Genomic DNA, 23,862 nt, shown 5'->3' with positions numbered 1-23,862 from the left:
GTCTTTGCGAGGCACGAAGCAATCTGTTTTTTTAATCTTCCAATTATATTAATAGCTAAATACAACTTTTAACTACATACAGCTCATTCAAAATTTACTCTAGACATAATAGGGAAGTGGTCAGAAAGTTTAGGTGTATAGGTTTTAAAATTATTGATGGTAGTTTTTTCATCGGTTAAAATAAAATCGATACGCATAGGAAAGAAATAGTTAAACGATTTTCCAAAACCAGAACCTGCAACATCAAAAGCATCTTTTTTGTTCTTACATATTTTTCGATATACCCAAGAAAATGCAGTATTATTAAAATCACCGCAAATTACTTTTCGTTTCTTCCAATCTTTTTCATGTTGCAAGAAAAGCTCCACCTGAGAAGCTTGCTTTTGAAATCCATCCTTTAATCGACCAATTAATTTTTCAGAATTTGCTTCACCAAAATTTTCTTTTTTAGGATTCAATTTTAAGGATTGCAAGTGTAGATTATAAATACGAACAGTATCCTTATCTTTTAGAATATCAATAAAAATAGCATTGTTAGCACTGTTTTCAAAGTCTAGAGATCCCTTATTGATAATCTTGTATTTAGATAAAATAGCTAAACCAAAATTGTTTTTTTTCGATTTAGGCACGTAGTATGAATATGGAAAATGTAAATCCCTCTTTTCTGAATGATGATATTCTTGAATAGCTAAGATATCAGGATCTTTTTCTGTGATAAAATCAATTATTTTTTCACTGATTCCTTCTTCATCAATCCATTTGTAAATATTAAACATACGTACATTGTAACTCATTACTTTTACATCAGTATTACGTGCAGTATTTTTAGAAGAAAATTTAACGAAAGGAGGTAAGGATAACCAGCCTAAAAATAAGATCAGACCTGATAAAATCAAATGTTTTTTCAATTTGAAAAGCCAATACACAAAAAAACATAAATTGATAATAATTAAAAAGGGAACAGCTAAGCTAGCTACAGAAAAAACAGGTACAGTTTTAGGAGAAATAAAGGCCAGAAAGTACGACAATGATAATGCAGTAGCTACAATAACATTGATAAAATAGAATAAATTATCTAGTAAAGAATTTTTCTTTTTTTTTCGCACTTAGTTTATTTTTTTCCCTGTTGAAATAAGAAATCTTTTTCTGCTTTAGAAAGAGAATCGTAACCTGATTTTCCTATTTTTTCTAGTATACTATCTATTTTTTGTTGATTTTCAGATTTTGTACTGTAAGTACCTTTAGGTTTTACATTTCCAGATTTATGTACTGTTTTTAAAGGTGCTCTTTTAGGTTTAAAAAGATTTTGAAATGAAGAAAATAAATTTAACTCTTTATTACTAGCATAATGCACATATAAAAATCCAAATAAAGCACCACCTAAATGAGAAAAATGACCACCTCCGTTACCACCAGAAAGACTAATTAAATCCATTAAAATAAAGAAAGCAGCCAAATGCCAAACCTTTATATACACATTAATTAGTGGAATACGTAACTGGTAATTAGGAATATGAGTTGCAATACCTATAATAATAGCTGAAATTCCAGCAGAAGCACCAACTATAGGAGGCTTAGAACCACTAAATACAGGAAAATAATTCATGGCAAATAAAAAGGCCAATCCACCAAAAAAAGTACCTAATAGATAGAAACTTAATACTTGTTTTTCGGTAAAATATTCGATAAATAAACGTCCGAAGACATACAACCAAATGCTGTTAGATAGTATATGAATAAAGCCTGAATGTAAAAAACCATAGGATACAATAGTCCAAGGTTTACTTAAAAAACTACTTAAGTTAGATGGTAATGCAAACCATACTTCTATAAAGTTTGTTCTTGGTCCATATAGACCAGAGAAAGAAGATAGGATCAATTCTAAAATAAAAATAGCAACATTGATGTAGATTAATTTTTCTACCATGCTGGCTCTTAAAAAGTGTGCTTTAAGATTATCCATACTGTTTAATGTATTCTAAATTGATTTTTTTTCCAATACCAAGCTATAATAAAACCTATCAGCGCTCCTCCTACATGGGCAAAGTGAGCTATGTTTCCAACAGAATATTTTGTTAGGCCAAAAAATAGATCTCCTGCTAAAATCAATGGTATAAAGTATTTTGCTGCTACAGGAACTGGGAAAAATATTAAAGCCAATTTAGCATTAGGGTAAGCAAGAGCAAAAGCAACTAAAACACCATACACTGCCCCAGAAGCTCCAACCGCTGGTGTATGGTAAAGAGAGTAAAATTCACTCATTTGCTTATTACTTAATGAGATTATGTTTTCATTATAACTTCCTGTTGTTAAGATGTTTTGGATATCTTGAGCAGAAAGTCCCATACTAATCAGTTGTTGATAAGTCCCATTAAATTGATAATAATTTACCAGGGTGTAAATCAAACCAGCTCCAATTCCCGCAGAAAAGTAGAAAAAGAGAAATTTATTTTTTCCCCACATTTGTTCCAAAGGTGTTCCAAAAGCCCATAATCCATACATATTAAATAAAATATGATAGAATCCGCCATGCATAAAGATATGAGTTACATATTGCCAAATTCCAAAATGCTCATTCTTAGGAAAATGTAAAGCAAGAATATTTGTAAGGTCCAAGTTTAAAAACTGTGGAACAATAAACATAATTACATTTATAATGATCAGGTGCTTTATGGCTTCTGTTAATCTTTGCATAGTTTATTTACTAAAAATAGTATCAATTTCTTGTAAAGTTAAGGTTTTAAACGTTGGTTTTCCTATAGGGGAAACGTTAGGTTCTTTACAAGAAAATAGATTGTTTACTAAGGTTTCTTGTTCTTTTATAGATAATACGGTACCTGTTTTTATAGCTAGTGATTTAGCAAATGATTTAGCCATTACATCATAATGACTAAAACTAGTTTCAGGCACTTCTAATTTTAAATCGTCTAATAACTGTTCTAAAATCAAACTAATCTGACTTTCAGAAATAGATGTTGGAATTCCTCCAATAACTACACTTTCATTTGTAAATTCATTAAATACAAATCCAGCACTTTCCAAATCCGATTTAATTCCTTGAATCATTTCTATGTCTGATGAAGGAAAAGAAATGTTTATAGGGAATAATAATTGCTGACTATTAGCATCTTTAACAGTTATATTCGTTAAAAACTCTTCGTATAAAATACGTTGGTGTGCTAAGGACTGATGTATTAAAACTACACCAGACTTTATAGTACTTAGCAAATATTTTTTCTGAATCTGAAACGTTTTTCCAGTTTCAGTTTCTTGTTTGCTTTCAAATAATTGTTCTTGTTGAACTTCTTGATGGGTATTTACATATAAAGATTCCCAGCTTCCAGCATCTTTTTTATAATCTTTGTAATCGCTTTTAAAGCTTGTTTTAGGAGTTGGGCTACTCGTTTTAGGTGTTGAAACTTGAGTAGTTTCATTTTTAAAAGGATTAAACGTAGGGTCTACGATAATTTTTGGAGTAGAAACTGCAGGTTTATCCTTAAAATCATATGGAGTATCTAATGTAGCATCTCTGTTAAAATCTAATACTGGAGCAACGCTATATTGTCCTAAACTATGTTTTACAGTCGCTCTTAAAATAGCATACAGTGCTTTTTCATTATCAAATTTTACCTCAGTTTTTGTAGGATGAATATTGATATCGATAGTATTAGGAGGTACTTCAAAATAGATGAAATACGAAGGATGTGACCCTGATTCTAATAAACCATCAAAAGCATTATTTACAGCGTGATTTAAATAGGAACTCTTGATAAATCGATCATTAACAAAAAAGAATTGTTCTCCTCTTTTTTTCTTAGCATAAGAAGGTTTCGCTACAAAACCTTTAATCACCATAATATCAGTTTGCTCTTCTACTGGAACTAATTTTTCATTCATTTTAGCTCCAAAAATACCTACGATTCGTTTACGGAAATTACTTTCTTTTAAATGATAAATTTCATTTCCATTATGATGTAGCAAAAATGAAATTTCCGGATGTGCTAAAGCCACACGTTGAAATTCATCAATAATATGTCGTGTTTCAACAGTATCTGATTTTAAAAAATTTCGACGTGCAGGAATGTTATAAAATAAATTCTTAACAGCAATACTTGTTCCTTTTGCGGTAGATATTACATCTTGATCTGTAATAGTACTTCCTTCAATTTTAATACAGGTACCTAACTCTTCATTTTCTTGCTTCGTTTTTAGTTCAACATGCGCAATAGCAGCTATAGAAGCTAAGGCCTCTCCACGAAATCCTTTAGTATTTAGATTAAAAAGATCTTTAGCGTCTTTTATTTTAGATGTAGCATGTCTTTCAAAGCATAAACGAGCATCGGTAACGCTCATTCCTTTTCCATTATCAATTACTTGTATTAGCGTTTTTCCCGCATCTTTTAATAATAAAGTAATAGAAGTAGCGCCAGCATCAATTGAATTTTCTAACAATTCTTTTACAACTGAGGCTGGACGTTGAACAACTTCACCTGCTGCAATCTGATTCGCAACATGATCGGGAAGTAACTGAATAATATCTGACATTAAATTAACGCTTTCTTAAAAATATTGATAGATCAAAGTCAATCAGGTATAAGAATATAAGTGTTAAAATTGCGGCAATAATTACAATCGTTTTATTTAGTCCTCCATATTCAGAAGACTTAAATTCATCTACAGCGGTAAAGATTTTATCTTTTATAGATTTTCGCTTTCCTACGGTAGTTCTATACTCGTCAAACTTGTGTTTAAACTCGTACGGATTTCCCTCACCTTTATAGTAACGAGGCTTATATTCGAACTTTTTATGTTGTTTTTTAAAAATACCCATATGATGTTAATTAGTAGTTTGTTTTTATATGACAAAAACTACACCAAAAACATATAATCAAAATTACGGAATAATTATTTTACCAAAGAAGTAAAGAAGTTATAAAGTTCATAAAGTTGGAAACTTTATGAACTTTTTTAATTTTGAGTCTTTTAACTTTTAAATCACTTAAATTATGATTTTAGATTTGCTAAATCTTTAATTACAACTTTTCAAACTTTATAACTAACTCAAGTTAAAAACCTACTGTAGATTTTTGAAGTCCTTTATTTTTTATGGCAGCCATTTTAATAGCAGCAATAGCACATTCAATTCCTTTGTTACCTAGTTTTCCCCCTGAACGGTCAATAGATTGTTGTTTGGTATTATCAGTTAGTACGCAAAATATAACAGGAACATCATATTTAATATTTAAATCTACAATACCTTGTGTAACACCTTCGCAAACAAAATCAAAATGTTTTGTTTCTCCTTGAATAACATTTCCTATAGCAATTACAGCATCAAGTTTTTCGGTTTCAATCATTTTTTTACACCCAAAAACCAATTCAAAACTTCCAGGAACATCCCAAGAAACAATATTTTTTGGTAGTGCTCCGCAATCTACTAAGGCTTCAATAGCCCCATTGTGCATGCTTTTAGTAATTTCAGGATTCCATTCTGAAACAACAATCCCAAATCGAAAATCTTTCGCATTTGGGATTGTGTTTTTATCGTAATGTGATAAGTTTGTTGTTGCCATTTTTATTGTCATTGCGAATGAAATGAAGCAATCTTTTTAATAGATTACTTCGTCATTCTTCCTCGTAATGACGAGAAATTTAAAATTTATTTCGCGTATTTCGCGCTATTTAAATATTTATCAATATCTCTACCTATTTGAGTAGTAGCATACTTTTCTTTAATTGTTGTGAAAAAACCAGCGGCTTTATCATACTTACCTAATTTCATAGCTAACTGTCCAGCTTTAAATAAGAACATAGGAGAAGTGAACTCATTATCTTTTTTATTCGCAGCTTTTTCGTAGTACTCTAAAGCATCTCCAGGTTGATCGATATCAGCAAAAGCATCACCAATAGCACCTAAAGCAGTAGGACCTAATAATTCATCGTCAGAATTAAAATCACTTAAGTAAGAAATTGCATTCTTGTAATCTTTCATTCTTAAGTAAGAAATTCCAGCATAATAGTTTGCTAAATTTCCAGCTTTAGTACTTCCAAAAGTTTTAGCAATATCTAAGAAACCATATTTTCCATCTTCACCACCATTTAATCCTAAATTATATAAACTATCCGCTTTAACTCCTGCAGCTTTTTCTGCCTGATCAAAGAAAGATCTAGGGTAAGCTAATTCGTTAGAAGCATTTAATTCATTAGGCTCAGCTACAAAATTATTGTAAGCTAAATACCCTAAAATAAGAACTGCAATTCCAACTAAACCATAAAATAAAGGCTTGCTATTTTTTTCAATCCATTGTTCTGATTTGTTCGCAACTTCATCTAATCCTTCAAATGTTTTTGCTACATCACTTTGTGACTCATCAAATGTCTCTTCAATAACTTCATCAACAACCTTTTCTTTCTTAGGTTTATATCCTCTCTTTTTATATGTTGCCATAGTTCTTATAAAATTAGTGGCGCAAAAATAGTTTTTTTAATTGGATTTTAAAAGTTGATTTTTCGTTATTTTGCATTTCCTGTCCTAAAACCGAAAGAGGAGTGTATTTACAGAAATTATCATTAGTGAATTTTAAGAATATTGCATCAGAAGCATTTAATTTCGAAAAAAAGATCAATTGCTTTGTGGGTAATAATGGTGTGGGGAAAACGAACGTCTTGGATGCGATTTATTATTTGTCGTTTGCCAAAAGTTATTTCAATCCTATAGCTGGACAGAATATAAAACACGATGAAGATTTTTTTGTGGTTGAAGGAGATTATATGGTGAATGAGAGATCAGAAAAAATTATTTGCTCATTAAAAAGAGGACAAAAAAAAGTGTTGAAAAGGAATGGGAAAGTATATGATAGATTTTCAGATCACATAGGACAATTTCCTTTAGTAATCATTTCTCCGGCGGATCGTGATTTAATTATTGAAGGTAGCGAAACACGACGAAAATTCATAGATGGAGTTATTTCTCAGCAAGATAAAAAATATTTGTCTGCTTTAATTTCATATAACAAAGTATTGAATCAGAGAAATGCGTTATTGAAGTTTTTTGCAGCAAATAGAACGTTTGACGCTTTAAATTTGAGTGTATATAATGATCAATTAGTAACATATGGAAATGAAATTCATCAAAAAAGAAGTGAATTTTTAGAAAAATTTACTCCTATTTTTAACGAAAAGTATCAGGTGATTTCGAATGATAAGGAAAAAGTAAATTTGAGTTATAAAAGTCAATTAAAAGACATGAGTTTTACACAACTCTTAGAAAAACAATTAGAAAAGGATAAGATATTGCAGTATACATCTGCAGGAATTCATAAAGACGATTTAACGTTTCAAATAGGGGAGTATCCAATCAAAAAATTTGGTTCTCAAGGACAGCAGAAATCGTATTTAATAGCGTTGAAATTAGCACAGTTTGAGTTTATAAAAAGGCAATCTAAAATTACTCCAATTTTATTATTGGACGATATTTTTGATAAACTAGATGAACACAGAGTAGCTCAAATAGTTAATTTAGTAAATAATGATGAATTTGGTCAGATTTTTATCACAGATACACATTCCGAACGAACAGAAAGTGTGGTAAAACAAAGTAATAAATCCTATCAAATCTTTAACTTATAGCATATGGCAAAAAGAGAGAATGAAAGTTTTTCTATTAAAGATTTAATGGGAGCTTTTATAAAAGAAAATAAATTAGAAAAAGGGTTTCAAAAGATTCATGTAGAAGAAGCGTGGGAAAAATTAATGGGACCAGGTGTACATTCATATACCAATGAAGTAAAATTGCAAAATGGGACATTAATAGTGAGATTAAGTTCTTCGGTTTTACGTGAGGAGCTAACCTACGGAAAAGAAAAAATTATGCATATGATGAATCAGGAAATGGGTGAACAAGTAATCAAGAAGATTATGTTGGTTTAGAAGTTAGAAGTTAGAAGTTGATGGCTGAGCATTGTCGAAGCCATAACTAAGACAAAGATTTTTTAGAAAAGACATTTTTCTTTTAAAATAACATGAATGTAGGTTTATGTGATTTTATTTTGAAACTCACATAGCTGTAGCTTTTGTAGCAAAAAAATGGAATACAATGTTTTTTTAAAGTAATTAATAAAAAAAACTCGCTACTAAAAAGTAACGAGTTAATATCTTAAAGTTTTATTCTTTGAGTCTAAGTCTCAAATTAAAACATCTCTCTACCTGAGAAGTGAAAACTACCTTCGATTGCAGCATTTTCATCAGAATCAGATCCATGAACAGCATTTTCTCCAATAGAAGTAGCATATAGTTTTCTAATTGTTCCTTCAGCTGCCTCAGCAGGATTAGTAGCACCAATTAAAGCTCTAAAATCTTCAACAGCATTTTCTTTTTCTAAGATAGCAGCAACAATAGGACCACGAGTCATAAACTCAACTAACTCACCAAAAAATGGACGCTCTTTGTGAATTGCGTAAAAAGTTTCAGCATCACGCTTGGTCATATGTGTTTTCTTCATTGCTACAATTCTAAACCCTGCAGCATTAATTTTTTCTAAAATAGCACCAGTATGTCCGTTTTCAACTGCATCTGGTTTAATCATTGTAAAAGTTCTATTTGTTGCCATTTGTATTTGAATCAAATTTTAATTTCGCGCAAAAATACATTTTTTAATGTTACTAGCAAGTTAAGGATAGGTCTGGGAAATTTCTTGTAAAATAGAATTTCCATTTCCTCGCATTTGAAATATAACTTTTTTCTGTTCAAAATTAAATTGTAAAACACCATAACTTTCTGTAAAAACTACATGCCCATCTCTAAATTTATTTTCTTCACTTGTAAATCCTTTGTATGCATGGGTAAGTCCGCTGGATGTAAAATCGATAACAGGATACGGTACATTTTTAATAGTAGTTTTTGAAAATTCAGAAATATGTCTATCTCCAGATAAGAAAATTACATTCTTAGCTTGTGAAGTTTTTAATAATTGAAATAGTCGACTCACTTCATGAGGGAAATTAGCCCATTTTTCAAATCGATGTTGACTAGACAATACTTGTATGCTACTCATGATAATAGTAAAGTCAGCTGTAGAATTTGTTAACTCTTGTGTTAACCATTCCCATTGCTTTGTTCCTAATAGTGTACCTTCATTAAAAGTGTTAGGAACATACTTTTTATCTTTTCTGGTTAAAGCTGTTCTATGATAACGAGTATCTAATAGAATAACTTTTACAGTACCTTTTGGAGTTTTAAATTCTTGACTATGATATACTCCTTCTCTAGTTCTTCTAGGGTCTGATTGATCTACTTTTAAAAAATCTAAAAATAATTGTTGACTCTCTTTTTTATAAGCATATTCAGCACCTGCATCGTTTTTACCATAATCATGATCATCCCATGTACCTAAAATAGTTACTTTTTCAGAAAGTTTTGTATATCCTTTCTGTTGGTATTGCATTTCATAATCCTTTTTCATTTTAAGCATGTCGTCAGTGTCAGCGTAAATGGCATCGCCACCCCAAAGCCATACATCAGGTTGTAATGAAATGACATCATCCCATAACATATTTTCCATTGATGGTTTATTACAAGATCCAAAGGCTATTGTAAAATCACTTTGACTGTATATAAAATGCGAAGTGAATACAATAAATAGTAGTGTTATTAGTTTATTCATCTGGTAAAAATAAGGAACAAATAAACAAACCAGATATTACTAAATATTTAAAAGAATATTAAATTGTATATTCGCTGTCTATGTTGTTAAAAAACTTTAAAGAACTGTCTACTTACCTTGAAACTTCAAGGAGTATTGTAATTATAGGTCATAAAAATCCTGATGGAGATGCAATTGGTTCAACCTTAGGTTTGAAACATTATTTTGATAAAAAAGGACATAAGACACAAGTACTAATGCCAAATGAATTTCCTGATTTTTTGCATTGGGTACCAGGATACGAAACCATATATAGATTTGATCGTCAAAATAATCAATCTGTAAAAGCATTAAACAGATCTGAAATCATATTTTTACTAGATTTTAATGCACTACACAGAGTTGGAGATGATATGAAAAATACGTTGGTAAAATATGAGAACGATTTTGCTCTAATCGATCATCACCAGCAGCCAGATGAGTTTGCTTACATGTATTCTGATACAAGTATGTCTTCTACTTGTCAAATGGTATACAATTTTATTGAAATGTTTGGAGATCTAGATTTGATAGATGAAAACATAGCTACCTGTTTGTATACAGGTATAATGACAGATACAGGTTCTTTTCGTTTTAGATCTACCACAAGTACAACGCATAGAATCATAGCAAATTTGATAGATAAAGGAGCTAAAAATGATAAGATACATAGTAATATTTATGATGCTAACTCTTTTAGCAGGTTACAATTGTTAGGTAGAGCGTTAAGTAATTTAGAAATCTTACCAGAATATAAAACAGCTTTTATCGTATTATCTCAAAAAGATAAAGATGAATTTAATTATCAAAAAGGAGATACCGAAGGCGTAGTAAATTATGCGTTGTCTCTTAAAGGAATTATATTTGCGGCAATATTTATCCAAGATTTAGAACAAGGGATTATAAAAATCTCATTAAGATCTAAAGGAAAGTTTTCAGTAAATAAATTTGCCCGTAATTACTTTAGTGGTGGAGGGCATGATAATGCAGCTGGTGGTAGAAGTGAGGAATCTATTGAAGATACTATTGTAAGGTTTAAATCCTTATTACCAAAATATCAGCAAGAATTAGTAGAATCGTATGATTAACAGAGTGTTTTTTTATGTGTTTTTGGGTATTACTTTGTTGAGTTGTACATCACCAGAAGCCAGAAGGCCAAAAGATCAGTCAACTAGTAGCTTCTACAAAGAAGTATTGAAACAGAATAAAAAACTAAATGATCTTGAGCTAAAACGCATTGCCTATTACTTGGCAAAAGATACACTCACAAATTATATAAACTCATCTAGCGGGTTTTGGTATACGTATCATGTACAAGATACGTTACATACTAAACCACCAGTTAAAGGAGACGTAGTAACTATACGTTATAATGTAACCGATTTTAATAATAGTTTAATTTATGGAGATCAAACTATCGATTACAAAGTAGATCATGAAGATTTTATTCCTGCTTTACAAGATGGAATAAAGTTGATGAAAAAAGGAGAAACCATTACATTTGTCATTCCTTCCTTTAGAGCTTACGGAGTTACTGGAGATGGAAATAAAATAGGAATAAATCAAAGCTTAAAAAGCAAACTAACATTAATAGATATTAAACAAGTAAATAATAAGTAATGAAATTAACTAAGTTTTTGGCTACTGTAGCCCTTGGAGTAGTAGTTGTGTCATGTAACAATGGACAAGTAAAAACGAAAAGCAGTCTTGATAGCAAAATAGATTCAGTGAGTTATGCCATTGGTGTAAATACTGCAATGCGTATGAGTACTGACGAAACAGCAAAAAATTTAAATCCTGATTTATATATCCAAGGATATATGGAAGGTATTGATTCTGCTAACGCTACTTTAATAGATAGAAAAGAAACTGAGAAAATAATTAGTCAATATTTTCAAGAGGTTAGAATGGCACAAATGAAGAAGCGTGAGGAAGAAATGAAAGCAAAAGCTGAAGAAGATTTCAAAGATTATAAGAAAGAAAACGAACAGTTTTTAGCGGATAATAAAGGTAAAGATGGAATTATTACTACTGCAAGTGGATTACAATACCAAGTTATAAAGGAAGGAAACGGAGAAACTCCTAAAACTACAGATAAAGTAAAAGTTCATTATCATGGTACATTAACCGATGGAACAGTTTTCGATAGTTCTGTAGATAGAAATCAACCTGCAGAATTTGGAGTTACTCAAGTAATTAAAGGATGGACTGAAGGTTTACAATTAATGAAGCCAGGTTCTAAGTATAAGTTTTTTATACCTCAAGAATTAGCTTACGGACATCAACAAAGAGGTCCTAAATTAAAACCTTTCTCAACTTTAGTTTTTGATGTTGAATTATTAGAGATTCTTCCACCAGCTGGAACTGCTGATAAACACTCAAAAGGAGACGGTCACGGACACTAAAAAAATCTAAAGGCATTAGTTTCTAACTAATGTCTTTTTTATTTAAATTTAAAAATAATGAAACCAATTAAGTTTATTTTAGTCTTAGTTATTGCGGTTCTTTCGTCTTGTAAAACAGCAAAATATCCTGAGTTAACAGATGGTTTATATGCAGATATTCAAACTAATAGAGGAGATATTTTAGTGAAATTACATTCAGATGTAATGCCTATGACTGTAGCTAATTTTGTATCTCTAGCTGAAGGAAACAATCCAAAGTTGAATGATTCATTGAAAGGAAAACCTTATTATGATGGTATAAAATTTCATAGAGTTATTAAAGATTTTATGATTCAAGGAGGAGACCGATCGGGAACAGGAAGAGGAAGTACAGGATATAGATTTGAAGATGAATTTCCTTTAAATGACAAAGGGGAGTTAATTTATAAACACGATAGCGCTGGTGTATTGTCTATGGCAAATGCTGGGCCAGCTACAAACTCTTCTCAATTTTTTATTACGCATAAAGAAACTCCTTGGTTAGATGGTAAACATTCAATTTTTGGAAAAGTTACTTACGGACAAAATATTGTAGATACTATAGTACAAAATGATGTTATCAACAAGGTAGATATTATCAGAGTAGGAAAAACGGCTAAGAACTTTGATGCGCCTCAAATATTTTTAACTGAGCTTGACAACGCAAAAGCTAGAGAAGAAGAAAGGCAACGTAAAATAAAAACAGCTAAGGAGAATATCAAAAAAGAATTTAAGTATTATGATGCTGAAACAACAAGTTCGGGACTAAAAGTTTTACAACTTAAAGCAGGAACAGGTAAAAAAGTAAATCCAAATTTACCTACTACAGTTCATTATACATTATTAGATGATTTAGGAAATAAGATAGATTCTAGTTTAGATAGAAAACAACCTTTTACATTTACAATTAACGATCCTAATTATCCTTTAATTTCTGGTTGGAAGGAAGGAGCTTCATTATTACACGAAGGTGAAAAAGCACGCTTATTTATTCCTAGCTATTTAGGATATGGTGAAGTTGGTCGTTTACCTGTAATAAAACCGAATACAGATCTTATTTTTGAAATAGAAGTTTTAAAAGTTGGCAAATAATTTACTTGATAGTATACTAGAAAGAGATAAAGAGCTTTTAATTTATCTCAATAACTTAGGAAGCAAGCAATGGGATGCTATGTGGTTGACAATAACAAATCAACTAAACTGGATTCCATTGTTTGTCCTTATTTTAATATTAATCTCGATTAGATTCGGATTTAAAAAAACAATGTTCACGTTGTTGTTTATAACAGTATTAGTGGCATTTTCAGATCAGTTTACCAATTTGGTTAAGAATACTACAGGTCGTTTAAGACCATGTAATACCCCAGAATTACAAGAATATTTACGACAATTCTCATACAAACCTAGAGGAAAAAGTTTTTGGTCAGGTCACGCCTCATTATCTACAACCTTTACTGTTTTTATTATTTTACTATTAAAGAGTAGATTTAAATTCATCTATTTTTTACTCATCTTTCCATTACTATTTGGTTATAGTAGAATTTACTTAGGAGTTCATTACCCAGTAGATGTTTCTGTAGGTTTTATATCAGGAATATTGTTTGGAACTTTATTTTATAAAGTATACAAGCTATTATACCTAAAAGTATTTAAAGAAAAGCTAGTTTAATTTAATAAGGTATTTCTTTCTTAATGTTTCTGGTCTCGATTTGTGATTGACAAACTTACCTTTCAGTTTCGTAATTCTATAAAAATCAAAATCGTTTAAAATAGTGTAGCGTATTTTTATAGTATCTAAGAGTTCTAAATCTTTACTATTAGCATAAAAAATAGCTTCTGGTTTATTTTTTAAATCTTCTTTTTTTACCCTTTTAATAGTAGAGTTTAAATAAAATTCGAATCCAAAATTGTGTGTTCCATTATCAATAAAATGGATTTTCTGTCCGCTTAATGCTGTATTTGCATATTTAGCTGCATTAACACCGCCTTGATATTTAAATAGAGTAGGATAAAAATGTGTTAACATGAAACCATATAATAAGCAAAAACTGACAGAACTATACAGAAAAATTTTGTGTATTGTGTCGTTTCTTTCTTTTTGTATAACATAAATAGTCGCAATACATGCTATAGCAACTAAAATGAAAAGAGGATTGAATTTAGGCTGTAAAAATATACTTATTAGAGTAATGGCTATAAAAACAATTGATATTAAAAACCACTGCGATACCTTATATGTTTTGATTGATTTTTGATACTTTGTCGATAGCTGTACGATAAAATCAGCTGTTAGTATTGCCATAAAAGGAAAAACAATATTGGTATAATGAGCTAATTGAAATTTACTTAGAGAAAAAATTACTAATGTTGTAATTGTAGCAAAAATAGAATAGAATTCTTCTTGTGGCTGTACTTTCTTAAAGTTCCTTTTAATCTTTAAAAATGAAGCAATGTAAAATAGAATTGCCCAAGGCAAGAAAGCCCATAAAATAGTATGTAAAAAGAAGAAAACATCACCACGACCTTTAATTGGTCCTGTATTGAAAAATCGCCCAAATTGACTATCCCAAAGAAAGAAACGGATTCCAGATACATTAGTTTTACCAAAAACTATTTTTTCAGGATGCATATCAAACTGTTGGTATAAAGCATACAATTCTGGAGTTATGAATAGTGTGATAAGTAGAATGCCAATCAACCACATTGGATTTAAAATTTCTTTCCATTTTTTATGTACTAGTAAATGTCCTCCTAAAGCAGCTATTATTGGAATTAAAGCAAATATACCTTTAGTCATTACAGCTAAGGCACAAAATAAACTACCTAAGAGCAAATTTTTGAATTTTTTTGTCTTTACATATTTATAAAGCCAATAGAGACCAGCTATTATAAAACCAGTTAAATAAGGCTCAGCTCTAACATCAAAATTAGAAATTACACTGTGTAACGATGTAGACAATATAATGGTAGCTAAAATGGCAGTTTTACGATTATAATTTTCTTCAGTAAATTTAAAAGTTACCCATACTCCAAATAAGAAAGTTAATACGGCAGGTAATTTGTAAGCAAAATTTGAGATCCCGAAAATCTTAAAAGATACTGCAGTCAACCAAAAAGGAAGATGAGGTTTATCTAACCAATCTTTTCCTAAAGAGTATAAATTAATATAATCATTATTCAGATGCATAGTTTTAGCTATAGACCCATAAAGAGCAGCATCAGGCGGCATAAGATTTAAAGGTAAACCTATTAAGGTAATGATACAGATAAGTATAGCTATACTAATATACGTTAGGTGCTTATTCATAGATAAAATCACATTTTTCAATAGAGCTTAATCGTACAGGGATAGTTTCGTTATTGGTACTACCTACAAGTTGAATTTCAGTTGGTCTAAAGTCTTTTTTCAATTTAGGAACAAAGAAAGATATGGTATCTCGATGAAGTGCAGCATTACATAATATTCTACGCCCCCCTGATTTTAAAGTAATAATTAAATTCAGTTTTTCCATATCTTCTTTTGAAGTTATATGATATTTAACTGAAATTATGTTGTTAGCATTTTCTTTTACCTTAGGATTAATCAATTCAAAATGAATATTATCCTTTGTAATTTTTTTATAACTATTAGATAATTTTTTTATAAAAATCTTTTTTCTATTTCTTTTAGGAATAGAATCTGTAGGATTATTTCTTTTCCAAACTCCTATTAAAGTAGTATTGTCAATAGTATAATTAGTGTTGAAATCATACAAATCATACTGGTTTTTTCTACTACTCCAGGAATTGTATTGATAAGGTCTCTTTCCTGTATAAAACCAATAAAGCGATGTGTTTTGATAAGAATTTAAAAAAAGAGGAGTTTCATCATTTAATTTTTGATCTAAAGCGCTCACCCATTTTTTATTGCCATGCATTTCAAATTGAATAGGCAGTAAGTTATCATGTACCATAGCAAATCGTAAATACGTGGTTAAAGCTATAGTGATTACCGCCAAATAAGTAAAGCGTTTTACCTTTTTTGGATTTTCAATAAGATAGTAAAAAGGAATAATAATAAGCGGAATTGAAATAGGTACAATCCATTGTGCTTGTGCATGCCCTTTAAACGTCGAAATAAAAAAGAAAACAATGAACCCTATTGCTAAAAAGTTTAAAGCTCTATGAAAAAGGTCTTTATTTTTTAAATTTTTGATTAGTGATGCATACACAATAGGAAATGTAAAACCAAAAATCACAATCATATTTATGATGTGCATGTAAGTGTCTCTGAACTTATATTCCGTATTTTCCTTTCGTTCAAAAAGATGGTACTTGAAAGAAGGAAAATCATTCTCAAATTGCCAATATAAATGAGGAAAAAAGAGTGCAAGAGTTACTAATGACATAAGCCATATTTTCCAATCTCTTACAACTTTTAAATTGGAAAGTAGTACAAAAAAGATTACCAGCACGGCTTGATATTTACTATATAGCATGCCAGCCATAGCTAATGCTAAAATTAGATAACTCCATACATGTTGATCTTTTAAATATTTTTTATACCCTAATAAAAATAATGCAACAAAAAAGAGTAAAGGAGTATCTGGTACTGTTATAAAACCATAAACATTGAACAAAGATGTAGATAATATTAAGAGTATGAATAATTTTATATAGTCTCTTTTTTTAGGATGATCTATTAACAACCAAATAAGATAAAAAGTTACGGGTAATGTTATTGAAGAGAAAAAACGGACACTCAACTCACCAGAGGAAAAAAATAATTTAGAAATACTTATCCATACAGCTACCATTGGAGGATGATCAAAATATCCCCAAGATAAATGATTACTATATGTCCAGTAATACGCCTCATCAGCAATAAGTTCTGTGAAGTACCCTTGTAATAGATTTATTACAAATAAAGCGAATAAAAAAATAGGTAGAGAATATTTAGATTCAATAGATAATTTCATAAAGACAAAACTAGAGTTAAAAAATCAAATGCTAAAAGTATTTTAGTGTTAATACTTAGGTTTAATTATCAATTGTATCATTAAAATTTCTATCTTTTACCTCGAATACTAACAATTATAATCAAAAGCGAAAGATATTACTATCCCTTTTTATGGTATCTACGATGAGCTCATTTTCACAAGATGTTGAAACAATTTTATTAGCTAGAGATGATGCTCAAAAGTTAATGAATGCGTATTTAGATCCTTCTTTTAAAGGATTTGTATACAGTATGAACAACGGTTGGTATCATACCGCTAAAGTTCATAAAAAGTTTGGTTTTGACATTTCCATTGGAGGTAATTTTTCCTTTATCCCTGATGCAGATAAAGTTTTTGATATTAGTACTATTGGATTATCTAATGCAACTTCTTCAGACAGAAATACCACCCCAACAGTAGCTGGAGGTACAGATCAAAGAGCAACAGTAACTTATACAACTACGGTACAAGGACAAAATGTTTCTGCGGACTTTTTAATGCCAGAAGGAGTAGGAGATGATGTGCCTTTTAATGCAGTACCGGCTCCTTCACTTCAAGCTAGTGTGGGATTGCCATTTAAACTAGATGTAATGTTAAGATTTGTACCCAAAGTAGGATCTGATAATGTAAAAGGAGGACTATTTGGAGTTGGACTGAAAAAGGAAATAACGGATTGGTTTGGGGTTGTAGATAAAACACCTCTACATATTTCATTATTAGCAGCGTACACTAATATGAATGTAGATTATGATATAGAAGATGCTACAGGAGACGTAGCAACTAATAACGGAGCTATAGAGTTTGATTTAAATTCATACACAGTACAAGCTATAGCATCTCTAAATCTTCCAGTGATCAACTTTTTTGGAGGAGTTGGATATAATGGAGGAAGTACCAGTTTAAACGTGTTAGGAGAATATGTTTTAACATATGAAACAACTACTACTCCATCGGTAGCAATAACAGAAACAGTTACCAATCCTTTTTCATTAAGTTCTAGTACAGGGAGTTTCAATGCTACAGTAGGGACTAGATTAAGTTTAGGGTTCTTCAAAATATATGGAAGTTATACTTTACAAGAGTACGGTTCTTTAAACGCTGGAATTGCTTTCAGCTTCAGATAAAATATACTTAGAAGACATTAAAAAAAGGGTCTGCAAAAACTGCAGATCCTTTTTTTATATAATTTAACTACATTTGTTAAGAAATTCTTAAAATATAAAAATGAGAGTACAATTTTTTTTAGCCGTCTTAATTATAAGTTGGGCTAGTTATGGACAAAGTAAAGTATGGGAAAAGGATTTAAAAAATGAGCTATACGAGGTAGGTTGGATTAAACAATCTAATGAAGGTAATATAATTGCCTCTGGAGCTAAAGGTCTTCTTGCTATGAATCATACTAATGGTGAAATCATATGGCATAACAAAGAGTTAAAAGCAGTTGATAAAAAAACGTTTTTAAATATTGAAGGTTTACCTTTTTTCTATGTTGAATATAGTCCTGTTGTAGGTAAAACTAGAGGTATAATATTAAACTCTAATACAGGAGAAATAGTATTCGATACAAAGGATGAAGGGTATAGAATTAAAAATTATACCACATTAAATGATAAAGGAGTAATCTTATTTGAACTTTTAGAAAATAAGAATCGAAAGTTAATGAGTTTCGATATTGTTAATACAAAATTGAACTGGATTATTGACTTAGGTAAAGTAGGAGGAATCTTCAAGTTTTTTGGAGGATCATTTATAGATCATGGACCATTTTTCCCATCGGAAAATAACTTAATTATTGGGGTTAAAGAACAAATTTATGCTATAGATTTTGCAAAAGGAACTATAACATGGAATTATGAAGCAAGAAAGAAAGTGAATGCACTAGTATATTCAGATAAAAATAACAGTTTATATGTAGGTGTAAAGAAATCTAGTAAATTATTAGTATTAGATCCTACTAATGGTAACGATATTACACCAGGGAAATTAAAATTAAGAGGAACTTTGATTGATGTTGTTTCTGATGCGACAGGGAACTTAATTTTAGTTGAAACGGAAGGTTTTAATATTATTGATCCAGCAACAAATAAATTTAAGTGGAAAAAAAGTTTTAAAATAGACAACCTTGATGAGGTAATTCCTCACGAAAAAGGATTAATAGCTGTAGGTAAAGAAGAGAAAAAAGGAGAGGTTGCTTTAGTATCTCAAGAAGGTAAAAAGATTTGGAATACTGGAGTAGATGGTTACCCTTATTACATTACAGCAACTAGTAAGGGAATATTATATATTTCTACAGAACGATCAAATATTTTAGATTTTAATAAAGGTAAAGATGTTTGGAAACGTGATGTAAAGTTTAAATCTATACCCGCAGTTACTTTTGATGAAGAAGAAGATAAAGTAGTGTTATTTGAAAATGAAAAGGGATATAAGTTTGATTTAAATTCTGGAGAAATTAACCTATTCGCTGAAGATGTTGAGTTAAAGAGTGTAAAGAGAAAAACTCCATTAGTTGCTGAGTATATTAAAGGAGAAGGGTATTTATTATACACTGATCAACATATGTCGTTATTAAAACCAGACGGTACGGTAAAGTATACAGATTATTACAAGCCTGCATCGTCTGTGGAAGGATTAGTAGGCGTAGCACAATTAGGATTAGCTTTTGCAGGTGTAGATTTAGATATCAAAGGATCTTTAGATAATATTAAAATGTTAAGTAGTTTATCTAATGGTGCTTATAGGACATCTGAAGATCAAACGGATGGAACTTCGGAGACTTCTGAAATTGTAGGTTTATATGTTAAAGGAGCTAAAGATACACAATGGCAACAAGTATTTAGTGTAACTTCAAAAAGGTTTTTTAACTCTAAAAAAACAAAAGATAGTCAGTTTATTGTAACTAAGGTTAAAAGAGACGACCAACCTACCATACACAAAATATTGAAAATAAATAAAAAGACAGGTGAAGTTGAAAGATCTATTGATTTGTTAGATAAAACTCCAAACTATGTAATTGATCAGGTTGATAACATTGTTTTCTTAAATGAAAAGAATCATTTAATATCAGCTCACAAGTTTTAAGTATTACTATTTATAACTCATAAAAAAACTCATGGTAATTTTCCATGAGTTTTTATTTTATATCAGTGGCCAAATAGCTATTTTTGTTCGACTTAATTATTAATTTACAATAAAAAATATATAAAATGAAAGTAACAGTTGTTGGAGCAGGTGCAGTAGGTGCTAGTTGTGCTGAGTACATTGCAATCAAAGATTTCGCTTCTGAAGTAGTATTAGTAGATATTAAAGAAGGTTTAGCTGAAGGTAAAGCAATGGACTTAATGCAAACTGCTTCTTTAAATAATTTTGATACTAAAATCGTTGGAACTACTGGTGATTATAGCAAAACTGCTGGTTCAGACGTTTGTGTAATTACTTCTGGTATTGCTCGTAAGCCTGGTATGTCTCGTGATGAGTTATTAGGAATTAATGCAGGAATTGTAAAAGCAGTATCTGCTAGCTTAATAGAACACTCTCCAAACACTATTATCATTGTAGTATCTAATCCAATGGATACTATGACATATCTAGTGCACAAAACAACTGGTTTACCTAAAAACAGAATTATTGGTATGGGTGGAGCTTTAGATTCTGCTCGTTTTAAGTATAGATTAGCTGAAGCTTTAGAAGCACCAATTTCTGATATTGATGGTATGGTAATCGGTGGTCACTCTGATAAAGGAATGGTTCCTTTAACTCGTTTAGCTACTCGTAACTCAGTACCAGTATCTGAATTCTTATCAGAAGAAAGATTAGAGCAAGTAAAGCAAGATACTAAAGTTGGTGGTGCTACATTAACTGGCTTATTAGGTACTTCTGCTTGGTATGCACCAGGAGCTGCTGTTTCAGGAATGGTTCAAGCTATTGCTTGTGATACTAAGAAAATCTTCCCTTGTTCAGCTTTATTAGATGGTGAGTTCGGATTATCTGATTTATGTATTGGAGTACCAGTAGTATTAGGTAAAAATGGAATTGAGCGTATTGTTGAAATTAATTTAAGCGATGCAGAAAAAGAGCACTTAACAGCTTCTGCAGATGCAGTTAAAACAAATAATGCTAATTTAGAATTCTAATCAATTCTAAGTATACAATAATCAAAAGCAATCTTTTAAAAGATTGCTTTTTTGTTTTACCTTAGTATATAAAATTTTTGAAAATGACTACAGTATATAGAAAAGTAATACTTGAAGACAATCCGTTTTTAGCAAAAATGATCAGAAACACAATTGAAGAGTTTGATGCGCCAAGAACAGGAACTGTATATTCTGATGCATCAACAGATCAGTTGTATGAGTTATTTACAGTAAAAGGCTCAATATTATGGGTAGCAGAAGTAGATGGAGAACCTGTTGGATGTTGTGGTATTTATCCTACAGAAGGATTAGAAGAAGGTTATTGTGAGTTGGTGAAGTTCTATATTTCAGATACTGTTAGAGGAAAAGGTGTTGGAAAAGAATTAATGCTAAAAAGTATAGAATCAGCTAAAGGGTTAGGATACTCGCATATTTATTTAGAAAGTTTACCTCATTTTTCTAAAGCGATTTCAATGTATGAAAGGTCAGGATTCAAAGTTTTACAAGAACAATTAGGAAATTCTGGACACTCAAGTTGTAATGTTTGGATGGTAAAAAAGATCGAATAAACTCATGATATTTAAAAAATGTTAAAAAAATCTTAAAGCCGTAAGTATAAAGAAAATTGTACGTCTTAAGTATCAGAGACGTATTTAAAGTTTCTTTTTCATAGTTTTTCATAGCAATTTCCCGCTTCTTCTTCGAAGCGGGTTTTTCTTTTTATATTGGTCCAAATTCTATTTTCTTGAAAAAAATAATAGTTTCTGTATCTAATGATTTAATAACCGATCAACGTGTTCATAAAGTTTGTAGTTCTCTACATAATAATGGATATTCTGTATTACTTATGGGATGTTTAAAATCTAAAAGAAAAGAATTATTAACAAGAACATACCAAACTAAAAGATTCAAGGTGTTTTTTACCAATGGTTTTTTGTTTTATGCAGAATTCAATGTCAGATTATTTTTTTTGTTACTTTTTTCTAAAAAAGATATTCTTTTATCTAATGATGTAGATTCTTTACTTCCTAATTATTTGATTAGTAGGTTTCAAAGTAAGAAACTAGTATTTGATAGTCATGAACTTTTTTCAGAAATACCAGAATTGGTAGATCGTAAATTGGTAAAAAATATTTGGTTATTCTTGGAGAAAAAAATAATTCCTAATTTAAAAAATGCGTACACAGTTTGTGAAAGTATAGCCAACCATTATCGAGAGAATTACAACACCCATTTTAAAATACTACGAAATGTACCTTTTACAAGGAGTGTAGAAAAAAAAGAATTGCAATTTTCTACAGATAAAAAGATAATTATCTATCAAGGAGCTGTTAATCTAGGAAGAGGATTAGAACTCATGATAGATACCATGAAGTATTTAGAAGATTATATATTTTTAATAGTAGGGAAAGGAGACATTCTTCAGTCTTTACAGGATAAAGTCAAGAAAGAAAATTTAGTAGACAAAGTACTTTTTTATGGGAAAGTAACACCTTCAGAATTGAAACAAATCACCCCAAATGCTGTATTAGGAATTTCTATGGAAGAAGATTTAGGTTTAAATTACAGGTATGCACTACCCAATAAAATATTCGATTACATACAAGCAGAAATTCCAGTATTATGTTCTGATTTACCCGAAATGAAGAGAATTGTTAAAGACTATGGAGTAGGAGAAGTAATTATAGATAGAACTCCGAAAATGATAGCTAAACAAATCCAGCAAATGGAAGAAAAAGATTATCATGAACAACTTTTGAAAGCCAAACAAGAATTAATTTGGGAAAATGAAGAAAGTGTATTACTTGAATTGTTTGACAATTTAAAATAAGTTACTTTTTATACTGATGAGGATTTTCTCGAATCCCCTTTTTAAACAATTTTCTAACCCAACCTCTAATTCCAGAATCTAAAGTCAATACCATATTTTTAAGTTTTTTTTCAGGTCTACCTCTAAATGTGGTTACATGAAAAGTATCATTAGCTGATAAAGGTTGATCAGAAAAATAATAATTAGAAATACAACATCTTGTTTTATCAATATTTACCTTACTGACTGAGTGCCAAGATTTTTGGTGTGTGGCCATAACCACTAATCTGTTAAATTTACTTTGTATAGTTATAGGACTGTTTTTTAGTCCCTTATTCCATAACTCTAGGTTTCCACCATTTTCTAATGCCCAATTGGGAGTCACATAATAAAGTAAATTCAATACCCTCCAACGATTTCTATCTCGATCATGAGAATTATCTAAATGAGGATTCAAATAATTATCCTTTTTCATTAAAGACAATCCACCAGCATATAAAAAATCATCAGGATAAATAGCGTTTAAACTACAAATTTCAGAAACTAGATGTACTATTTTTTCATCTTGAAAGGCATAGATAGCTTCTTCTAATAGCGTATGGTATTTATTCATTTCGTAAGCGACATATTTGTATTCACGTAAATTTTTACGTTTTACAATTTCATCTTCTGTTGGGAAAAGTGTGTAAAAACGTTCTGCTATGTTATCAGGAAGTAGATCATCAATGATAAAATATCCGATGGATTCTGAAGAAGAGTGAAATTGAATAGATAACTCTTCTTTATGTTTGAGGAGTCTATTATACATAAAATCGGCTATTTCTTCTCTAGTATTCAA

Annotated in this window: 24 protein-coding genes; 12 read left to right on the top strand and 12 right to left on the bottom strand. The window is 30.3% G+C overall.

Going from position 1 to position 23,862, the window contains the following annotated elements; translation table 11 throughout:
• Positions 1 to 83 precede the first annotated feature (83 nt).
• The 7 genes from BVC87_RS08685 to BVC87_RS08655 form a co-directional block, all read right to left on the bottom strand.
• Complete coding sequence (locus tag BVC87_RS08685; protein WP_075341975.1) at positions 84 to 1,106, bottom strand: endonuclease/exonuclease/phosphatase family protein; 1,023 nt, start codon at positions 1,104 to 1,106, stop codon at positions 84 to 86.
• Positions 1,107 to 1,111: 5 nt separating this feature from the next.
• Positions 1,112 to 1,963 carry a rhomboid family intramembrane serine protease gene (locus BVC87_RS08680; RefSeq protein ID WP_075341974.1) on the bottom strand — a complete coding sequence of 284 codons (852 nt, stop codon included), beginning with the start codon at positions 1,961 to 1,963 and terminating at the stop codon, positions 1,112 to 1,114.
• A 5-nt stretch (positions 1,964 to 1,968) separates the two neighbouring features.
• Complete coding sequence (locus tag BVC87_RS08675) at positions 1,969 to 2,694, bottom strand: rhomboid family intramembrane serine protease (protein ID WP_075341973.1); 726 nt, start codon at positions 2,692 to 2,694, stop codon at positions 1,969 to 1,971.
• Positions 2,695 to 2,697: 3 nt separating this feature from the next.
• Positions 2,698 to 4,545, bottom strand: a complete 1,848-nt coding sequence (gene mutL / locus BVC87_RS08670) for a DNA mismatch repair endonuclease MutL (RefSeq protein ID WP_075341972.1) — start codon at positions 4,543 to 4,545, stop codon at positions 2,698 to 2,700.
• A gap of 4 nt (positions 4,546 to 4,549) precedes the next feature.
• Complete coding sequence (locus BVC87_RS08665; protein WP_075341971.1) at positions 4,550 to 4,831, bottom strand: riboflavin synthase subunit beta; 282 nt, start codon at positions 4,829 to 4,831, stop codon at positions 4,550 to 4,552.
• Positions 4,832 to 5,066: 235 nt separating this feature from the next.
• Complete coding sequence (gene ribH / locus BVC87_RS08660; RefSeq protein ID WP_075341970.1) at positions 5,067 to 5,573, bottom strand: 6,7-dimethyl-8-ribityllumazine synthase; 507 nt, start codon at positions 5,571 to 5,573, stop codon at positions 5,067 to 5,069.
• Between the two features lie 86 nt (positions 5,574 to 5,659).
• On the bottom strand, positions 5,660 to 6,448 hold the full coding sequence (locus BVC87_RS08655; protein ID WP_075341969.1) for a tetratricopeptide repeat protein: 789 nt from the start codon (positions 6,446 to 6,448) through the stop codon (positions 5,660 to 5,662).
• A 101-nt stretch (positions 6,449 to 6,549) separates the two neighbouring features.
• On the opposite strand from BVC87_RS08655, the gene recF reads away from it, so the two are divergent.
• Positions 6,550 to 7,629: a DNA replication/repair protein RecF gene (gene recF, locus BVC87_RS08650; RefSeq protein ID WP_075341968.1), complete on the top strand. Its 1,080-nt coding sequence runs from the start codon at positions 6,550 to 6,552 to the stop codon at positions 7,627 to 7,629.
• 3 nt (positions 7,630 to 7,632) lie between these two features.
• Positions 7,633 to 7,929, top strand: coding sequence for a DUF721 domain-containing protein (locus BVC87_RS08645; RefSeq protein ID WP_075341967.1), 297 nt, complete (start codon positions 7,633 to 7,635; stop codon positions 7,927 to 7,929).
• Between the two features lie 259 nt (positions 7,930 to 8,188).
• On the opposite strand, the gene BVC87_RS08640 is transcribed toward BVC87_RS08645, so the two are convergent.
• Positions 8,189 to 8,608, bottom strand: coding sequence for a nucleoside-diphosphate kinase (locus BVC87_RS08640; protein WP_075341966.1), 420 nt, complete (start codon positions 8,606 to 8,608; stop codon positions 8,189 to 8,191).
• A 60-nt stretch (positions 8,609 to 8,668) separates the two neighbouring features.
• Complete coding sequence (locus BVC87_RS08635; RefSeq protein ID WP_075341965.1) at positions 8,669 to 9,661, bottom strand: alkaline phosphatase D family protein; 993 nt, start codon at positions 9,659 to 9,661, stop codon at positions 8,669 to 8,671.
• A gap of 80 nt (positions 9,662 to 9,741) precedes the next feature.
• Between BVC87_RS08635 and BVC87_RS08630 the strand changes: the two genes are divergently transcribed.
• The 5 genes from BVC87_RS08630 to BVC87_RS08610 are packed head-to-tail and all read left to right on the top strand — an operon-like array spanning position 9,742 to position 13,771.
• Entirely contained in the window at positions 9,742 to 10,767 is a 1,026-nt protein-coding gene (locus BVC87_RS08630) for a DHH family phosphoesterase (RefSeq protein WP_075341964.1), read from the top strand.
• A complete protein-coding gene (gene gldI / locus BVC87_RS08625; RefSeq protein ID WP_075341963.1) occupies positions 10,760 to 11,299 on the top strand; it encodes a gliding motility-associated peptidyl-prolyl isomerase GldI in 540 nt (179 codons plus the stop codon). Before BVC87_RS08630 ends, gldI begins: the two co-directional genes overlap by 8 nt.
• On the top strand, positions 11,299 to 12,084 hold the full coding sequence (locus BVC87_RS08620) for an FKBP-type peptidyl-prolyl cis-trans isomerase (protein ID WP_075341962.1): 786 nt from the start codon (positions 11,299 to 11,301) through the stop codon (positions 12,082 to 12,084). Before gldI ends, BVC87_RS08620 begins: the two co-directional genes overlap by 1 nt.
• 57 nt (positions 12,085 to 12,141) lie before the next feature.
• Entirely contained in the window at positions 12,142 to 13,194 is a 1,053-nt protein-coding gene (locus BVC87_RS08615; RefSeq protein WP_075341961.1) for a peptidylprolyl isomerase, read from the top strand.
• A complete protein-coding gene (locus tag BVC87_RS08610; RefSeq protein ID WP_075341960.1) occupies positions 13,184 to 13,771 on the top strand; it encodes a phosphatase PAP2 family protein in 588 nt (195 codons plus the stop codon). The genes BVC87_RS08615 and BVC87_RS08610 overlap by 11 nt, the downstream gene beginning before the upstream one ends.
• Here the strand turns inward: BVC87_RS08610 and BVC87_RS08605 are convergent.
• Positions 13,763 to 15,409, bottom strand: coding sequence for an ArnT family glycosyltransferase (locus BVC87_RS08605; RefSeq protein ID WP_075341959.1), 1,647 nt, complete (start codon positions 15,407 to 15,409; stop codon positions 13,763 to 13,765). The genes BVC87_RS08610 and BVC87_RS08605 overlap by 9 nt on opposite strands.
• Positions 15,402 to 17,060 (bottom strand): ArnT family glycosyltransferase, encoded by a 1,659-nt coding sequence (locus BVC87_RS08600; RefSeq protein ID WP_075341958.1) that lies wholly within the window; start codon positions 17,058 to 17,060, stop codon positions 15,402 to 15,404. Before BVC87_RS08600 ends, BVC87_RS08605 begins: the two co-directional genes overlap by 8 nt.
• A gap of 134 nt (positions 17,061 to 17,194) precedes the next feature.
• Between BVC87_RS08600 and BVC87_RS08595 the strand changes: the two genes are divergently transcribed.
• The 5 genes from BVC87_RS08595 (at position 17,195) to BVC87_RS08575 (ending at position 23,045) form a co-directional block, all read left to right on the top strand.
• On the top strand, positions 17,195 to 18,205 hold the full coding sequence (locus tag BVC87_RS08595) for a DUF6588 family protein (RefSeq protein WP_394331631.1): 1,011 nt from the start codon (positions 17,195 to 17,197) through the stop codon (positions 18,203 to 18,205).
• A 100-nt stretch (positions 18,206 to 18,305) separates the two neighbouring features.
• The gene (locus BVC87_RS08590) at positions 18,306 to 20,162 is read left to right on the top strand and encodes an NHL repeat-containing protein (protein ID WP_075341956.1); all 1,857 of its coding nucleotides are present in this window, start codon (positions 18,306 to 18,308) and stop codon (positions 20,160 to 20,162) included.
• A gap of 125 nt (positions 20,163 to 20,287) precedes the next feature.
• A complete protein-coding gene (mdh, locus tag BVC87_RS08585; protein ID WP_075341955.1) occupies positions 20,288 to 21,214 on the top strand; it encodes a malate dehydrogenase in 927 nt (308 codons plus the stop codon).
• Positions 21,215 to 21,297: 83 nt separating this feature from the next.
• A complete protein-coding gene (locus BVC87_RS08580) occupies positions 21,298 to 21,783 on the top strand; it encodes a GNAT family N-acetyltransferase (RefSeq protein WP_075341954.1) in 486 nt (161 codons plus the stop codon).
• A 176-nt stretch (positions 21,784 to 21,959) separates the two neighbouring features.
• Positions 21,960 to 23,045, top strand: coding sequence for a glycosyltransferase (locus BVC87_RS08575; protein ID WP_075341953.1), 1,086 nt, complete (start codon positions 21,960 to 21,962; stop codon positions 23,043 to 23,045).
• A 1-nt stretch (position 23,046) separates the two neighbouring features.
• On the opposite strand, the gene BVC87_RS08570 is transcribed toward BVC87_RS08575, so the two are convergent.
• Positions 23,047 to 23,862, bottom strand: a complete 816-nt coding sequence (locus BVC87_RS08570) for a 2OG-Fe(II) oxygenase (protein ID WP_200799178.1) — start codon at positions 23,860 to 23,862, stop codon at positions 23,047 to 23,049.

The organism is Tenacibaculum agarivorans (genome assembly GCF_001936575.1).
GTDB lineage: Bacteria > Bacteroidota > Bacteroidia > Flavobacteriales > Flavobacteriaceae > Polaribacter > Polaribacter agarivorans.
This window is presented reverse-complemented; position numbering and strand designations above follow the sequence as displayed.

Coding starts and splice junctions, on each gene's coding strand:
- BVC87_RS08680 (WP_075341974.1), bottom strand. CDS start 1,963: ATGGATAATCTTAAAGCACACTTTTTAAGAGCCAGCATGGTAGAAAAA.
- BVC87_RS08675 (WP_075341973.1), bottom strand. CDS start 2,694: ATGCAAAGATTAACAGAAGCCATAAAGCACCTGATCATTATAAATGTA.
- mutL (WP_075341972.1), bottom strand. CDS start 4,545: ATGTCAGATATTATTCAGTTACTTCCCGATCATGTTGCGAATCAGATT.
- BVC87_RS08665 (WP_075341971.1), bottom strand. CDS start 4,831: ATGGGTATTTTTAAAAAACAACATAAAAAGTTCGAATATAAGCCTCGT.
- ribH (WP_075341970.1), bottom strand. CDS start 5,573: ATGGCAACAACAAACTTATCACATTACGATAAAAACACAATCCCAAAT.
- BVC87_RS08655 (WP_075341969.1), bottom strand. CDS start 6,448: ATGGCAACATATAAAAAGAGAGGATATAAACCTAAGAAAGAAAAGGTT.
- BVC87_RS08645 (WP_075341967.1), top strand. CDS start 7,633: ATGGCAAAAAGAGAGAATGAAAGTTTTTCTATTAAAGATTTAATGGGA.
- BVC87_RS08640 (WP_075341966.1), bottom strand. CDS start 8,608: ATGGCAACAAATAGAACTTTTACAATGATTAAACCAGATGCAGTTGAA.
- BVC87_RS08635 (WP_075341965.1), bottom strand. CDS start 9,661: ATGAATAAACTAATAACACTACTATTTATTGTATTCACTTCGCATTTT.
- BVC87_RS08630 (WP_075341964.1), top strand. CDS start 9,742: ATGTTGTTAAAAAACTTTAAAGAACTGTCTACTTACCTTGAAACTTCA.
- gldI (WP_075341963.1), top strand. CDS start 10,760: ATGATTAACAGAGTGTTTTTTTATGTGTTTTTGGGTATTACTTTGTTG.
- BVC87_RS08620 (WP_075341962.1), top strand. CDS start 11,299: ATGAAATTAACTAAGTTTTTGGCTACTGTAGCCCTTGGAGTAGTAGTT.
- BVC87_RS08615 (WP_075341961.1), top strand. CDS start 12,142: ATGAAACCAATTAAGTTTATTTTAGTCTTAGTTATTGCGGTTCTTTCG.
- BVC87_RS08605 (WP_075341959.1), bottom strand. CDS start 15,409: ATGAATAAGCACCTAACGTATATTAGTATAGCTATACTTATCTGTATC.
- BVC87_RS08600 (WP_075341958.1), bottom strand. CDS start 17,060: ATGAAATTATCTATTGAATCTAAATATTCTCTACCTATTTTTTTATTC.
- BVC87_RS08590 (WP_075341956.1), top strand. CDS start 18,306: ATGAGAGTACAATTTTTTTTAGCCGTCTTAATTATAAGTTGGGCTAGT.
- mdh (WP_075341955.1), top strand. CDS start 20,288: ATGAAAGTAACAGTTGTTGGAGCAGGTGCAGTAGGTGCTAGTTGTGCT.
- BVC87_RS08580 (WP_075341954.1), top strand. CDS start 21,298: ATGACTACAGTATATAGAAAAGTAATACTTGAAGACAATCCGTTTTTA.